Here is a 13,792-nt window from a genome sequence, read left to right on the forward strand (position 1 = left end):
AGCGGCCTGGGATTGGCCTTGTCGCGCGAAATCGCCCGCGATCATGGTGGCGAGCTACGTTTCGTCAGCCGACCTGGCGAAACGGTTTTCAGTCTTTATCTTCCGCTGGAGCGTACGCATGATTGATGGCGTACGAGGTGAACGAACATGAGCCAGGATATCTGGATCGCCGATGACGATCGCGGCGTGCGTTTTGTGTTGGCTGAAGCCTTGCGCGATGCAGGCCACGATGTGCGTGAATTCAACGATGTCGCATCCGTGCGCGCCGCGTTGCACGAATCGCGTCCCGCCCTGCTGATTACCGATGTGCGCATGCCCGGCGAGGATGGCCTGGGCTTGCTCGCCTCATTGCAGGAACAGGGCATCGGTCCGGTCATCGTGATGAGTGCATTTACCGACGTGGCGACGACGGCTGCCGCGTATCGCGCGGGCGCGGTGGATTACCTGGCTAAGCCGTTCGATCTGGACCAGGCCGTCGTCTCCGTGCAGCGCGCGCTGGAGCAGGTGCCGCTAGTGGCCGTGCCGGTGGTCGAAACCGCACCGGCTCATGCATTGCTCGGCGAGAGCGCGGCGATGCGCGAAGTGTTTCGTCTGATCGGTCGCGTTGCCGCCAGTGACTTGAATGTGCTGATTGCCGGTGAAACAGGGACTGGCAAGGAATTGGTAGCCCGTGCATTGCATGAAGAAAGCGCGCGCCGCGATCGCCCGTTCGTGGCCTTGAATACGGCGGCGATTCCCAGCGAATTGCTGGAAAGTGAATTGTTTGGCCACGAGGCCGGCGCGTTCACCGGGGCGGCACGTCGGCATTCGGGACGCTTCGAGCAGGCCGAGGGCGGTACGCTGTTTCTTGATGAGATCGGCGATATGCCGCTTGCCTTGCAGACGCGTCTGTTGCGCGTGCTGGCGGGCGGTGAGTTCTATCGGGTGGGTGGGCGTGAACTGATTCGTTGCAATGTACGCATCGTGGCAGCCACGCATCAGGATCTCGACGCGCGCGTGGCGTCGGGGCAGTTTCGCGCCGATCTCAAGCATCGCCTGGACGTGGTGCGCATCACCTTGCCGCCGTTGCGTTCGCGCCGCAGCGACATCGGCCTGTTGGCGAGGCATTTCATCCAGGTGGCCGCCAAGGAGCTCAACCTGCCCCCGAAGCGGTTCTCGCGTGCTGCGCTGAAGCTGGTTGAACAACGCGATTTTCCGGGTAACGTAAGAGAGCTGGAAAACCTTTGCCGTCGTTTGGCGGTGATCGCTCCGGGTACGGAGATCCTGCCGGCTGACCTGGCGGACAGCAGCGTTCCCGCGCGCAACGACTGGACCGATGGCCTGCGTGAATGGGCCGAGCAGGCGCTGACCAACAGCGAGCATGATATTCATGGCCGAGCGCGTGATGCACTTGATCGCACTCTGCTGGAAGCGGCGCTGGCCGCGCACGACGGGCATCGCCAGCATGCCGCTGCGGCACTGGGCGTGGGCCGCAACACCTTGACTCGCAAGCTGGGCGCCTCGCGCACACGGCGCGTACCGTAGGAATCGACCATGGCACATATCGACGTACGCGCGGCCGAGTCACACGATCACGCGCTGATTACGCAATGGAACCAGGCCATGGCCTGGGAAACCGAAGGCAAGCGACTGGATGCCTCCGTGCTCGCGCGCGGTGTACAGGCGGTGCTGGATGAGCCTCGTCGCGGCTTCTATCTGATTGCCGAGGATGCCGGCGAGCCGGTGGGTTGCCTGATGGTGACCTATGAATGGAGTGACTGGCGTTGCGGCGATTTCTGGTGGATCCAGAGCGTCTATGTGGCCGAAGCGGCACGACGTCGTGGCGTATTTCGTGCGCTCTATGACGAGGTCGCCAAGCGAGCAAAAGCTGCAGGTGCGGTGGGATTGCGCCTGTATGTGGAAACGGAGAATGAGCGTGCCCAAGCCACGTACGCGGGGCTAGGCATGGAGCGTTGTCACTACTTCATGTACGAGGCCGAATTTGAGCGTTCGGCCGACCGCCACCGCTGAAATCCGACCCAGCCTTCTGTGGGAGCGAATTCATTCGCGAAGCAAGTCGCCACAGGGTCGCAGCGTGGAGATCTTGAAACGCCCCAATCTGCGACTGAATCGCAGATCGCATCGCGAATGAATTCGCTCCCACGAGAACGCGGGATTATGAACGCACCAGCACTACCTTGCCGATCATGCTGCCCGCTTCCAACAGGGCGTGCGCCTTTCGCAGGCTTGCAGCATCGATGCCTTCGATGCGCTGCGTGAGTGTGTGCACAATGTCGCCGCGATCGATCAGTTCGGCCACGCGGCGAAGCAAGGCGTGCTGTCGCGCGATGGTGGCGGTGGTGTAGATCGGGCGGGTGTACATCAACTCCCAGTGGATGGAGATCGATTTGGATTTGAACGGTCCGATGTCCAGGCCGGTCGGATCGTCGATCAGGGCGAACTTGCCTTCCGGGCGCAGCACGGCGGCGATCTGCGGCACATAGCTGGCGCTGTCATTGAGGCCGGCCACATGGGTCACCTCGCCAATGCCCAGCGCGGCCAGCTGTGCTGCCCATGGCTGGCGATGATCGATCACGTGATGCGCGCCATGGGCGAGCACCCATTCGCGTGTCTGCGGTCGCGACGCCGTGCCGATCACGGTAAGACCGGTCAGGCGGCGCGCCAATTGGGTCAGGATCGAACCCACGCCGCCCGCCGCACCAATGACCAGCAAGACTCCGTGTTCGGTGGGATCGGCAGCATGGGCCTGCAAGCGATCGAACAACAGTTCCCAGGCGGTGATCGCGGTCAACGGCAATGAGGCCGCTTCGGCGAAATCCAGCGTGGTCGGCATCGGACCCACGATGCGCTCGTCCACGGCATGCAGCTCGCTGTTGCTACCCGGGCGGTTCAGGTCACCGGCATACCAGACGCGATCGCCGGGCTTGAATCGCTCTGCACGCGGCCCGACCGCTCGCACGATACCGGCCGCATCCCAGCCGGCAATGCGTGGTTGGCCTTGCGGGATGCTGCCGCCGCGGCGGATCTTGGTGTCCACCGGATTGACAGAAACCGCCTTTACCTCGACCAGCAGGTCGTGGTCGCGTAGCTCCGGCACGGGCAAGTCCAGGTCTTGCAGGGCGTTGGGGTGGTCGATGGGATGGTTCTGGTAGAAGCCGACTGCTTTCATGGGAATGTCCTGGAGAGACGCCGATCTGGCGATGGCACCCATTGTGTCTTTCCTTATAAATCGGAAAAATGCCCGAAATGATCGAACACTTTCTGAAAATCGAAGAAAATGATCCGGCTCGATGACGTGCAGATCTTTGTGCAGACGGTGGATGCCGGCAGCTTTTCCGAGGCGGCGCGCCAGCTGAGCATCGCGCCGGGCCTGGCCAGCAGTGCCGTGCAGCGTCTGGAAAAGGCGTTGGGCGCACGGCTGTTCATGCGCTCCACGCGCAGCATGCAGTTGTCCGAGGATGGCGAACGCTACCTGCCGCATGCGCGCGCGCTGCTCGGCGCGCTGGCGCAGGGAGAGCAGGCGCTGGCACAGGGGCGTGGTGCGTTGACCGGGCCGCTGCGCCTGTCGGTGTCGTCGGATTTCGGACGCAACCTGTTGCTGCCCTGGCTGGATGATTTCCAGCACCAGCATCCCGGGTTGTCGCTGCAGTTGCGCATCAGCGATCGCGCCGCCGATTTGTTGCGGCAACCGCTCGATGCCGCCGTGCGCTATGGCGCGTTGGCGGACTCGGGGCTGGTGGCGATGTCGCTGGCGCCTGACAACCGCCGCGCGCTATGCGCCTCGCCGGCCTATCTGGCCCGACACGGCACACCGTCCAGCGTCGAAGACCTACGCCGCCACAACTGCCTGCGCTTCGTGTGGAGCGAGCAGGTGCATGAACGTTGGCGGTTCACCTTGCCCGGCGGGGAGCGCACGGTGTCAGTTTCGGGCGACCGGGTGAGCGATGACGCCGATGTGGTGCGCCGCTGGGCCATTGCTGGCGAAGGGCTGGTCTACAAGTCGCGCCTGGACATCATCGACGACCTGGTCAACGGCCGGCTGGTGGAAGTGTTCCCGCACCAGCACTGTGAGCCGGCACCCCTTCACCTGGTCTGCGCCGAACGCGTGCAGCTGACGCCGGCCCTGGCGCAACTACGGGATTTTTTGCGCATCCGTTGCGATGCGCACGCGGCGAGGGCGCCTGTGGACTAGCGGGGTGTCGCGAGCGTCAAGGCGAGGGGCTGGCGGACGGACTTGTGCCCTCACCGCTCTTCTGCCAACTCCTTGGTCTAGTGCAACGGCGTCGCCGGCGCCCCCAGCCGTCCCTGCGCGTCGAGCACCACGCGTCCCAGCGCATGCAGGTCCGAGGCGGTGCCGTAGCGTTCGGCGAGCAGGGCGATCATGGGGCCCAGCGAGGCCGGAGCCAGCGGGTAAGCGTGGGCCAGTGCGCGTGCCATGCCGCCATCGCCGCGCTGGGCCACGGTGACGGCGATGACACCCAGGCCGGCCGCCTCGTGAGCGACCAGGGTCGGGGCATCGAAGCCTGGATGGGGTTGCTCCAAGTGTTCGATCAGGCCACCTTCGATGACCTGACCGTCGACCTCATCCAGTTGCATGGCAATACCATGGGCGCCGAGCAAGGCCGCGTACTGGCGAAGCTCGAACACGATGCCAGCCAGGTCATGCGCCCGCTGGCCCGGGTCGCCGGTCTGCGCGGCCAGCCATCGGGCGGGCGACTGCACGCGTACCTCGCCCTTGAGGTAACGCAGCGGCAAGCCTCGCGCGGTCATGGTGGCCTCCTCGCGATACGGCGTCAGCAGGGCCGCTTCCAGCAACAGCCATAGCGGCGCGAGATTGACGTGCTCGTATTGCACGCAGGTCAACGCCAGCACGTCATTGCGGCTGAAATAGCGTACGTGTTCCAGAGGCACACCGAGCTGGCGGATCAAGGCGTCGGCAGTGCGCTGGCCGGCTTCACCACGACCCACCAGCTCTACTTCGAGTTTCTCGGCCAGCGCCTGGGCCAGATCTTTCGGTACCAGCAGACTCAACGGCAGGAACCGCATGGGACCGTCGGCATAGATCGGGTCCGGTTCCAGTGGCTGTGCTGGCATGTGCCCTTCGTGCGTGCCGAAGGCGACCACGTTTTCAAGATGTCCACGCGGTACTCGCCGGGCCAGTTCATCGAGCGTGGCCCATACCGGAAAGCCGGGGCGCAGAAGCTCGACCGCATCGAACAGGGCGCCGGCCAGAGCCAGTCGGGCCTGTTCCACCTGGGGCACCAGCGCATGCAGGTCGGCGGCGACGTGCGCGGCCAGTTCGGCGGCTTCGTCGCGACTCAGGGTCGGACGGGACAGGGCATGGCCCGGCGAGAGTTCCACAGCCAGCACGATGGGCAGGGCGACCAGCGTTTGCGCTTCCACGAGATTTCCGAACGGCAAGGAACCCGAATTCTACCATTCGTGCGTTTTGGGCTTTCGTCGCGCGGCCTCGCGGGTTAGCCTTAACGATCTAGTGACGCTTCGTCGGACCGTTCCGGACATGGATAACACGCAAAAGCGCGTCGGTGTGATCGGTGGTGTACGCATTCCGTTCTGCCGCAACAATACGGCCTATGCCGACGTCGGAAATTTCGGCATGTCGGTCAAGGTGTTAGGAGCCCTGGTCGAACGTTTCGGCCTGCATGGCGCCGAACTGGGTGAAGTGGCGATGGGGGCGGTGATCAAGCACTCCTCGGAGTGGAACCTGGCCCGCGAGGCCTTGCTGTCCTCCGGCCTGGCACCGACGACCCCGGGCATTACCACCGCCCGTGCCTGTGGCACGTCGCTGGATAACGCCATCATCATCGCCAACAAGATCGCCGCAGGGCAGATCGAGGCGGGCATTGCCGGCGGCTCCGATACCACCAGCGACGTGCCGATCGTCCTCAGTGATCGCCTGCGCAAGCGCCTGCTTGCAGTCAACCGCGGCAAGTCGTGGCAGGACAAGCTACGCGCGGCCACACGCGGTTTTTCGTTCAAGGAGTTCAAGCCGGCCTTCCCGGGCGTGGCCGAACCGCGCACCGGCAAGTCGATGGGCGACCACTGCGAGCTGATGGCGCGCGAATGGCACATCACCCGGCAGGCCCAGGACCAACTGGCCGTCGATAGCCACCGCAAGCTGGCCGCCGCCTATGAAGCCGGTTTCTTCGATGACCTGGTGGTGCCGTTCCGTGGCCTGAAGCGCGACGGCTTCCTGCGCCCGGATACCTCGCTGGAGAAACTCGGCGCGCTGCGCCCGGCTTTCGACAAGACCTCCGGCCAGGGCACGCTGACCGCCGGCAACTCCACCGGCCTGTCCGATGGTGCGGCCGCGGTGCTGCTGGGTTCGGAAGCCTGGGCGGCCGAGCGTGGCCTGAAGGTGCAGGCATGGTTCCGCGATGCCGAGGTGTCCGCGGTGGACTTCGTCCACGGCGAAGGCCTGTTGATGGCGCCGACCGTGGCCGTGCCGCGCATGCTCAAGCGCCATGGCCTGACCTTGCAGGATTTCGACTTCTACGAGATCCACGAGGCCTTTGCCGCGCAGGTACTGTGCACCTTGCGGGCCTGGGAATCGCCCGATTACTGCAAGAACCGCCTCGGCCTCGACGCGCCCCTGGGCAGCATCGATCCGGCCAGGCTCAACATCCACGGCTCCAGCCTCGCCGTCGGTCATCCCTTCGCCGCCACCGGCGCCCGCATCGTTGCCACGTTGGCCAAGATGCTGGAACAGAAGGGCTCCGGCCGCGGCCTGATCTCGATCTGCACGGCTGGCGGCATGGGTGTGACGGCTATTCTGGAGCGGTGAAGTCGGGAAGTCGGCGACGCGCTGCGCCGCCTGGGAAGCCGCTCGCTTTGCTCGCTGTAAACAGTGAGCAGGAAGAGCAAAAACAAAAGCCCGCGGCTCGTAAGGCTCGCGGGCTTTTTGCTTTCTCCCTTTACCCTTTACAGCGAGCAAAGCGAGCGGCCTTAGAAGGAGAGCAACGCGCTCCCGACTTCACCAGCGTCACAACACCCCCTGCACCCCGGCCCCGAACGCCGTGATGAATCGCGTGTAGATCAGCTTCCCTGACAGCGCCACGTCCGGGAAGTCGCCGACCGGTTCGTAGCAGGCAAAGAAGCCCGGATCGGTCGGGCGCATAGGGGTGCAGCCGGCCTTGAGGTCGTAGCTGGTGGCGTAGCGGTAGGGCCACAGGTCGAAGACCGGCAGGTTCTCCGACAGGTTGCTCAAGGCTTCGTTAATACTGCCAAGCACAGGGATCTTGGGTTTGCGCGGTGCGATCACCCAGGCGTTCTGCGGCTCGGTGTTGAGCATGATGTCGTCACGCAACTGGTCGGCAAAGCGCTTGTCGTAGACGATCACGCCGGCTTCGGTGTTGTAGTGGTCCGAGCGCGGGTCGAAGTTGTGCGAGCCGACCATGGCGAAGTTGTCGTCGACCACGATGGACTTGGCATGCAGGCCGAATCGGCGGCCCTGGCTGGAAATCGGTGCGGGCCGGTTGCTGCCGGCGCTGCCGAGCAGGGCGCGGCTTTCGGTATTGCGCAGCAATCGGCGACGGGTCCCGCTCTTGCCCGTGCTTGGCGTGCTCGGATTGCCCGGTGTGGCCGGGCCGTCATCGCTGCTGGCCCCCTCGTTGGCCTCGGCCGCGTCCTCCGCGTGTGGCTTCATCTCATAGATCTCGAAGCCAAAGTTCTTGAGGTAGCGCTTGCGATGCTTGTAGGAGAGCGCATAGACAGCGAACGCATCGGTGGAGGCGAGCGAATTGGTCGATACCACGATGCGTGGCGGCGCGTCGGATTCGCGCAGGCGTTTGAAGATCCGCTGCGCGCGTTTGCTCATAACCAGATAAGGCGTTTGTAGCAGCACTTCGTGTTTGGCGCCGCCGACCAGTCGCATCACCCGCGCGGTGAATTCGCGCGCGTCACGTTTTTGTGGCTGCTCGGTCTTGGCGGGCAGGTCGCTGAAGTATTCCACCTGGCTGGTGCGCAGCGTGTCCGCGACGATGTTCTCGTCGATCCATGCGGCATCGCCGGCTTCTTCCTCGACTCGTGCGACACGCGAGGGATGTTCGTAGCGCGGCGCTGGCCAGGTGACGGGTCCGGGTGTGCCTATGATGCGGCTATTGACGTCACGCAGCTGGGTCAGGGGTTTGGAGCGCTTGTGGTTCCAGAACAGGTTGAAGCTATGCGCCATTTCGCGGGCCGCGGGGCCGCCGACCATGACGTCGCGGTCGAGGTAATCGAAGTCGGCGTCCCAGTTGAAATACCGGTCCTGGTAATTGCGCCCGCCGGTGATGCCGATGCTGTCGTCGATCAGGATCAGCTTGTTATGCATGCGCTGGTTGAACTTCAGGAAGCAGCACACGATGCTCGCGGCGAATTCCCAGGGCGGCGTCTGTGCCTTGTGGAACGTCGGGTTGTACAGACGGATCTGGAAGTTCTCGCTCACGCGCGACAGCCTGGCGAGCAGGTCCGGGTCGTTGAACGACGACAGCTGGTCGGCCAGGATGCGCACCTTCACGCCGCGCCGCGCCGCCTTGACCAGCTCGTCGAGCACCAACTGGCCGGCGTCGTCCTGATCCCAGATATAGGTCTGCACGTCGATCGATCGCCGGGCGCCGCGAATCAGGTTCAGGCGCGCGACCATGGCCGGCTCGCTGTCGCCCAGCAAGGTGACCACGTTGACTGGCTGGGCATGACTGGAATCGGCGTCGGCCTGACTGGCGGCGTCGAGCAGTGCCGAGGGGGCGGCGCAGTGATCGGGTTGGTCGCAATACGCCGTGCGATCCGTGCCGGCCACGACGATGCCTTCGGCTTGGGCAATTCGGGCACGCGACAGGCTGCAACCCGACAGGATGCCGATCGAGACGAGCAGGAGGAGGAAAAACAGGTGGCGCTGGCGCATGGGCGACAATGATACGGGCTTTGTCTGTGAATCCCGCGACTGCGCTTGAGTTTGCTTCAAGGACGCCCGGAGTGCCTTCAGCCCTGTTCGCGATCCAGTTCGATCGACAAGCCCAGTTCCACACGGTCCGAGAGCGTGGCGCGATGGCCGCTCATGTTGAAATCGCTGCGCTGCACGCTGCCGCGCAGTTCGATGGTGCAGGTCGGCGCGGCATCGAGCCGGCAGTGGGAAGGCAGGATTTCCAGCACTGTCGGCTGGGTAATACCGCGCAAGGTCAGCCAGCCGCTGAGGTCACCGCCATCCTGGAGCTTGTCCAACGTCACCGGTGCCGAGACGAAGCGGATGGTAGGGTAGTGTTCGACGTCGAAGAACTCGGGCGCGAGCACCCAGCGCCGAAAGCGATCCGAATCCATCGCCACGCTGTTGACGTCGATGCGCGCGTCAACCGTGGCGGTATCGCGCCGTCCGTTGAAATTCACTTCCCCGCCAATCTGCTGGAAGCGCCCAGTCACCTGACGCACCCACAGCAACCGCACGCCGAAATCGGCGTGGGAGCGTTGCGGGTCGATATGGAAATCGGCGGCGTGGGTAGCGCAAGCCAGCATGATGCTCTGGACACACGCCAGCACCAGGGCCCAGGCACGCCGCGCGCTTATGGCGACCAGAATGCATCCAGTCGGGCATTGCCCGGCTCGAGCGACCCGTGCAGGTGGATGACGGCCAGGCCAGCGGGTGGCATGCCGCGGAATTCATCGGAGCGTCCTTCCACCAATAGCGCCACCAGTCGTTCGACGCCAGGATTGTGTCCGATCAACATGACAGTACCTGCTTCGTCATGCTGGTCGAGCAGTGCCAGCAATTCACCGGGCGTCGCATCGTAGATTTCGTCGGCCAGTTGCGGCTCGGGCGCATGTTCGAGCGAGGCCAGGGCCAGCGTGCAGGTCGCACGGGTACGCTCGGACGGTGAGCAAAGCACCAGGTCGGGCTTGACGCCATGCGAGGCCAGCCAGGTGCCGGCGGCCTTGGCCTCCTGTTCGCCGCGCCCGCTCAGGCGCCGGTCCTGGTCGTCACCGCCGGGACGGGCGGGCTGGGCTTCGGCGTGGCGCAACAGGATGAGTTCGTGCATGGAGAAGGCTCCTCGTGGGTTCTTATTGTTGGCGCTTGAGCCAGCGCAGGATCGGTTTCCAGTCTTCCTGGTGGCTGCGCACCTGCTCGGAGTTGTAGTCGAAGATACCCTTGCCCAGCGCGGTGAGCAGGACATAGGCCTGGCTGTCACGCAATTGCGCGATCACGGGGAAGGGAGATTGTTCTTTCAATTGCTCGACGGCATCCTGGCTGGCACGGGTCCATGGCTTGAGGCGATTGGCGACTACCCCGACCGGTAACTTGCCTCGCTTGATGCGGGCGATGTCCTTCAGGTGAGTCAGGAAGTCGAACGTGGCGTCCATGTCGAACGGCGAGGGCAACACCGGCACCAGGATGGCGTGCGCGTGCTCCAGATAGGGTTCGAGCTCGCGCTCATGCGAGCCGGCAGGCGTATCGACGATCACTCGCTGGGTATCGTCCGGCAGCCGGTCCACCGCCTTGCGGCTTCCCTCGACGGCCAGCACGCCCGGCACGGTCTCGGGTCGGCGAGCGGCCCAGCGAAAGCTCGATTGCTGCCGATCCACATCGATGATGGCCGTGTGTTTGCCGTCCTGAGCCCAATGCGAGGCCAGCTGGGTCACCAGCGTGCTCTTGCCGCAACCACCCTTGCTGCTTGCCACCAGCACGTTAAGCATGCGCCGCTCCGCCATCGGAAGGTTGGGGGAAGGGTACACAGGCTGTCGTTGGGAGTGAAGCCGGTCACCGCGCGTCCCGTGAAGCGGCCGCCTGTGGCGGCTGTAAAGGTAAAGAGCAAAAGCCCGCCAGCGAGCAGGCTGTTGCTCTTCACCTTTACTCATTTACTCATGACAGCGAACGCAAGTGAGCGGTCCTACGGCCTGCGAAGCAGGCGACTTCACAGCCGGCTGGGGCGGCGGCCCCGCCGGAGACTTACGGCACCGTCGAGGCCGGTGCAGGTGCAGGAGCCGGTGCGGTGGGCGCGGCCTCCTCCTTGGGAGCCTCCATCGGAATGGAGTAATCGCGCATCGCGGCCAGCACCACGCTCATCTCGGTGCCGCCGTTACGGGCCAGGGCCAGCAGGTGTTGCGACAGGGCCTTGTCGGTCGGGGCCCGGGTGGAGAGGGCGGCGAAGTTCTGCACTTGCCAGATCAGGTTGCGGCGCTGGCGCTTGGCATCGTCCTGCTGGGTGGTATCGGTGGAAAGCACCTCGCGCAGGTGCAGGCCCAGCGAGCGGGCCAGTGGGCTTGAGCCCCATTCCAGAGTGCGACCAAGCTTCAGGCAGTCGTTGCGCAGCGATTCGTCGCTACCGGCGCCTTCGCACAGCTTGGCGGTGGCTTGCAGCCCGGGCTGCGGCGCGGTGGCGATCACGCTGTAGGCGATCAGCATCTGCACGCCGCTGGGCCCGGCTGTCATGGTCGGCTCGAGCGTGTTGTCCGGCGGCGGCAGGGTGCTGACGACGTCGGCCACGGCCTTCAGGCCGGCTCCGGTGTAGTCGTCATAGAGCTTTGCATTGGCGGCCTTGGCCAGGTCCTCGCGGGCGGCCTTGTCCTTGTTGTCGTGCTGGTCGATGCCCAGTTGCAGCATCCATACCGCCGCATTGTCCGGCGCCTGGTCGCGCAGCTTGGCAACCGCATCGGCGTTGGGGCAGGTGTCGGCCTTGGCATCGCAATCGCTCAGGCGCACCCAACTGACGGCCGCATTGGCGGGATCGGCGGCGGCCGCACGATCGATCAGCGTATGGAAGTCATTGTATTTGGGTTGATTTGGCAGCGGGCGAGCCAGTAATGCAGCACCCAGCAGCGGGGCGGCATCGGCGCGCGGTGCCACGACACTGACCAGGTCGCGCTGGAAGGCGATCATCGCCTGCGCATGCGCGGTGGCGGCTTTCTTGTCCGCCTTCTTATCCGGCCCCTTGGCGGCCAGCGCCGGGGTAGTCATCAGCGCACAGGCCAGGGCGAGCGCGAGATAGCGCAATCCACGCATGAGCTTCTCCATGAAAAGGGCTGTCACAAAGTAGCGAGCATAACCGGGAGATTTTAAGGGTGCTCTGAATGGAGGCGTGGTTTTGGGTTGTCGGGAGGGGCGGGGATCGGCGATGCGCGTTGAGGATGGGAGATGGGTGGTGAGGACGCAAGTCCGGCCGCAAGCTAACGTAGCGATGTGCTCGACGTCCCCTCTTGCTCATGCGTGGCCAGTATCTCGCCGCCGCTTGTCATGCCCATTCACGTCCTGCGACCGCAGGCTCTCTCGCAACCGCGAAGGCCTTTGCGACATTGCCGGTTGCCCCACGGCCCGGGCTGGCGCGCCCATCACCTGCCTTCCGTCGCCCGAATCGACACCTCGTCATCGCGCCAACGGAGGATCGACCGCCGCAGTCCCACCCAGCGTCATCCTTAAGCTCGCCTGATCCGTAAGCCCGAAAAAAGGGGATGTAGACGGCAAGCCTTGTTAGCATCGACCTCTTGACGAGGCTTTCAAGCCCGACTCAGACGCAGGAGACAACGAAGTGGATGAGATTTCCGTGCTTGCCGACGGGCGGGCGTCCTGGTTTGTCGGCTGGGGGACGCTGGCACTGATCAACGCTGGGCTTGCGCAGGGCAAGAATCGCAGCGGACTCGTATGGTTTCTACTGTCGCTGGTCTTCGGACCGCTGGCGACATTGGCGCTTGTGCTGATGCCAAAGGTCAGGGCGACGCTTTTTTGAGTGCCGCCGCCCGCAAGGCGAGCTGTAAAGTCGCCGCCGCTGGCGGCTGTAAAGGGTAAAGAGGAGAAGCTCGCCAGCCATAGAGCTGTTGCTCTTCCCCTTTTACTTTTTACAGCGCACGTAAGTGAGCGGCTTTACAGCCTGCGAAGCAGGCGACTTCACTCCACCAGGCCTTACTCGCCAAACGCCTCGCGCATGAACTCTGGCTGTGCCAGGGCGCCGCGATGGACGTCGGCGTTGTAATAGCGCGTGGGGAAGTTCTTGCTGGCGGCACCGCGCTCGCGGAAGCCGGACAGGTCGCCGCCCTTGCGGGCCATGGTGCAGCTCCACCAGCCGGTGGGATAGCACGGCTGTGGAAAGGGCAGGGTCTTGACCGCGCTGAAGCCGGCGGTGCGCATGGCCGCGCGCATCGACTTGATGAGCTCGATGTGCGCCAGCGGCGATTCGCTCTGCTGCACGAAAATGCCGCCGTGGCGCAGCGCCTTGTGGCAGCTGGCATAGAATGCGGCGTTGAACAGGCCTTCGGCCGGGCCCACCGGGTCGGTGGAGTCCACGATGATCAGGTCCAGCGAATCCGGCTCGGCTTCGGCCATGTACTTGATGCCGTCGATGAACAGCAGCTCGGCGCGTGGATCGTTATTGGCTTCGCACAGCTCAGGGAAATACTGCTCGGCCAGGCGGGTGACGCGCTCGTCGATCTCCACCTGCACGGCATGCTCGACCTCTTCGTGCTTGAGCACTTCGCGCAGCGTGCCGCAATCGCCGCCACCGATGATCACCACGCGCTTGGCACGCGCATGGGTGAACAGCGCCGGATGCGTCATCATCTCGTGATAGAGAAAGTTGTCGCGGGTGGTCAGCATCACGCAGCCATCGATCACCATCAGGTTGCCCCAATCGGTGGTCTGGTAGATCTCGATGGTCTGGAAAGCGGTCTTCTCCGCATGAAGCAGCTTCTCCACGCGATAACCGATGGAGGAGCCGGAGGCCTGGTGGGCCTCGGTGAACCAGCTGAGCTGCGACATGGCGGGGAATCCCTGTGCGTACGGTAAGGTTGGGTAAAGACTGGACATTGTAGCGGC

General features: G+C 64.3%; 14 protein-coding genes. 6 read left to right on the top strand and 8 right to left on the bottom strand.

Annotated features, from left to right (window positions below; genetic code table 11):
* The 3 genes from VF436_RS00770 to VF436_RS00780 all read left to right on the top strand — a co-directional run.
* Positions 1-126: ATP-binding protein (locus VF436_RS00770; protein ID WP_330902086.1), on the top strand; the 126-nt coding region annotated here is incomplete at its 5' end.
* A gap of 21 nt (positions 127-147) precedes the next feature.
* Positions 148-1,524: a nitrogen regulation protein NR(I) gene (gene ntrC, locus VF436_RS00775; RefSeq protein WP_330902055.1), complete on the top strand. Its 1,377-nt coding sequence runs from the start codon at positions 148-150 to the stop codon at positions 1,522-1,524.
* Between the two features lie 9 nt (positions 1,525-1,533).
* On the top strand, positions 1,534-2,010 hold the full coding sequence (locus tag VF436_RS00780) for a GNAT family N-acetyltransferase (RefSeq protein ID WP_330902056.1): 477 nt from the start codon (positions 1,534-1,536) through the stop codon (positions 2,008-2,010).
* 145 nt (positions 2,011-2,155) lie between these two features.
* On the opposite strand, the gene VF436_RS00785 is transcribed toward VF436_RS00780, so the two are convergent.
* Positions 2,156-3,169, bottom strand: a complete 1,014-nt coding sequence (locus VF436_RS00785) for a zinc-binding alcohol dehydrogenase family protein (protein ID WP_330902057.1) — start codon at positions 3,167-3,169, stop codon at positions 2,156-2,158.
* 108 nt (positions 3,170-3,277) lie between these two features.
* On the opposite strand from VF436_RS00785, the gene VF436_RS00790 reads away from it, so the two are divergent.
* On the top strand, positions 3,278-4,192 hold the full coding sequence (locus tag VF436_RS00790; RefSeq protein WP_330902058.1) for a LysR family transcriptional regulator: 915 nt from the start codon (positions 3,278-3,280) through the stop codon (positions 4,190-4,192).
* Between the two features lie 77 nt (positions 4,193-4,269).
* On the opposite strand, the gene VF436_RS00795 is transcribed toward VF436_RS00790, so the two are convergent.
* Positions 4,270-5,403, bottom strand: coding sequence for a hypothetical protein (locus VF436_RS00795; RefSeq protein WP_330902059.1), 1,134 nt, complete (start codon positions 5,401-5,403; stop codon positions 4,270-4,272).
* A 118-nt stretch (positions 5,404-5,521) separates the two neighbouring features.
* On the opposite strand from VF436_RS00795, the gene VF436_RS00800 reads away from it, so the two are divergent.
* On the top strand, positions 5,522-6,805 hold the full coding sequence (locus tag VF436_RS00800) for an acetyl-CoA C-acetyltransferase (RefSeq protein ID WP_330902060.1): 1,284 nt from the start codon (positions 5,522-5,524) through the stop codon (positions 6,803-6,805).
* A 198-nt stretch (positions 6,806-7,003) separates the two neighbouring features.
* Here the strand turns inward: VF436_RS00800 and VF436_RS00805 are convergent, their stop codons facing one another.
* The 5 genes from VF436_RS00805 to VF436_RS00825 all read right to left on the bottom strand — a co-directional run bounded on the left by VF436_RS00805 (position 7,004) and on the right by VF436_RS00825 (position 11,989).
* Entirely contained in the window at positions 7,004-8,902 is a 1,899-nt protein-coding gene (locus VF436_RS00805; RefSeq protein WP_330902061.1) for a phospholipase D family protein, read from the bottom strand.
* Positions 8,903-8,979: 77 nt separating this feature from the next.
* Positions 8,980-9,507 (bottom strand): YceI family protein, encoded by a 528-nt coding sequence (locus VF436_RS00810; protein WP_330902062.1) that lies wholly within the window; start codon positions 9,505-9,507, stop codon positions 8,980-8,982.
* Positions 9,508-9,554: 47 nt separating this feature from the next.
* Positions 9,555-10,028: a histidine phosphatase family protein gene (locus VF436_RS00815; protein ID WP_330902063.1), complete on the bottom strand. Its 474-nt coding sequence runs from the start codon at positions 10,026-10,028 to the stop codon at positions 9,555-9,557.
* Between the two features lie 22 nt (positions 10,029-10,050).
* Positions 10,051-10,683 (bottom strand): ParA family protein, encoded by a 633-nt coding sequence (locus tag VF436_RS00820; RefSeq protein ID WP_330902064.1) that lies wholly within the window; start codon positions 10,681-10,683, stop codon positions 10,051-10,053.
* Positions 10,684-10,936: 253 nt separating this feature from the next.
* Entirely contained in the window at positions 10,937-11,989 is a 1,053-nt protein-coding gene (locus tag VF436_RS00825; RefSeq protein ID WP_330902065.1) for a hypothetical protein, read from the bottom strand.
* Positions 11,990-12,512: 523 nt separating this feature from the next.
* Here VF436_RS00825 and VF436_RS00830 point away from each other — a divergent pair.
* Positions 12,513-12,710 carry an antitermination protein NusB gene (locus VF436_RS00830; protein WP_330902066.1) on the top strand — a complete coding sequence of 66 codons (198 nt, stop codon included), beginning with the start codon at positions 12,513-12,515 and terminating at the stop codon, positions 12,708-12,710.
* Between the two features lie 173 nt (positions 12,711-12,883).
* On the opposite strand, the gene speE is transcribed toward VF436_RS00830, so the two are convergent.
* Positions 12,884-13,735 (bottom strand): polyamine aminopropyltransferase, encoded by an 852-nt coding sequence (gene speE / locus VF436_RS00835; protein WP_330902067.1) that lies wholly within the window; start codon positions 13,733-13,735, stop codon positions 12,884-12,886.
* Between the last annotated feature and the right edge of the window lie 57 nt (positions 13,736-13,792).

This window comes from Dyella sp. (genome assembly GCF_036384435.1).
Lineage (GTDB): Bacteria > Pseudomonadota > Gammaproteobacteria > Xanthomonadales > Rhodanobacteraceae > GSA-30.

Coding starts and splice junctions, on each gene's coding strand:
- ntrC (WP_330902055.1), top strand. CDS start 148: ATGAGCCAGGATATCTGGATCGCCGATGACGATCGCGGCGTGCGTTTT.
- VF436_RS00780 (WP_330902056.1), top strand. CDS start 1,534: ATGGCACATATCGACGTACGCGCGGCCGAGTCACACGATCACGCGCTG.
- VF436_RS00785 (WP_330902057.1), bottom strand. CDS start 3,169: ATGAAAGCAGTCGGCTTCTACCAGAACCATCCCATCGACCACCCCAAC.
- VF436_RS00790 (WP_330902058.1), top strand. CDS start 3,278: ATGATCCGGCTCGATGACGTGCAGATCTTTGTGCAGACGGTGGATGCC.
- VF436_RS00800 (WP_330902060.1), top strand. CDS start 5,522: ATGGATAACACGCAAAAGCGCGTCGGTGTGATCGGTGGTGTACGCATT.
- VF436_RS00805 (WP_330902061.1), bottom strand. CDS start 8,902: ATGCGCCAGCGCCACCTGTTTTTCCTCCTCCTGCTCGTCTCGATCGGC.
- VF436_RS00810 (WP_330902062.1), bottom strand. CDS start 9,507: ATGCTGGCTTGCGCTACCCACGCCGCCGATTTCCATATCGACCCGCAA.
- VF436_RS00815 (WP_330902063.1), bottom strand. CDS start 10,028: ATGCACGAACTCATCCTGTTGCGCCACGCCGAAGCCCAGCCCGCCCGT.
- VF436_RS00820 (WP_330902064.1), bottom strand. CDS start 10,683: ATGCTTAACGTGCTGGTGGCAAGCAGCAAGGGTGGTTGCGGCAAGAGC.
- VF436_RS00825 (WP_330902065.1), bottom strand. CDS start 11,989: ATGCGTGGATTGCGCTATCTCGCGCTCGCCCTGGCCTGTGCGCTGATG.
- speE (WP_330902067.1), bottom strand. CDS start 13,735: ATGTCGCAGCTCAGCTGGTTCACCGAGGCCCACCAGGCCTCCGGCTCC.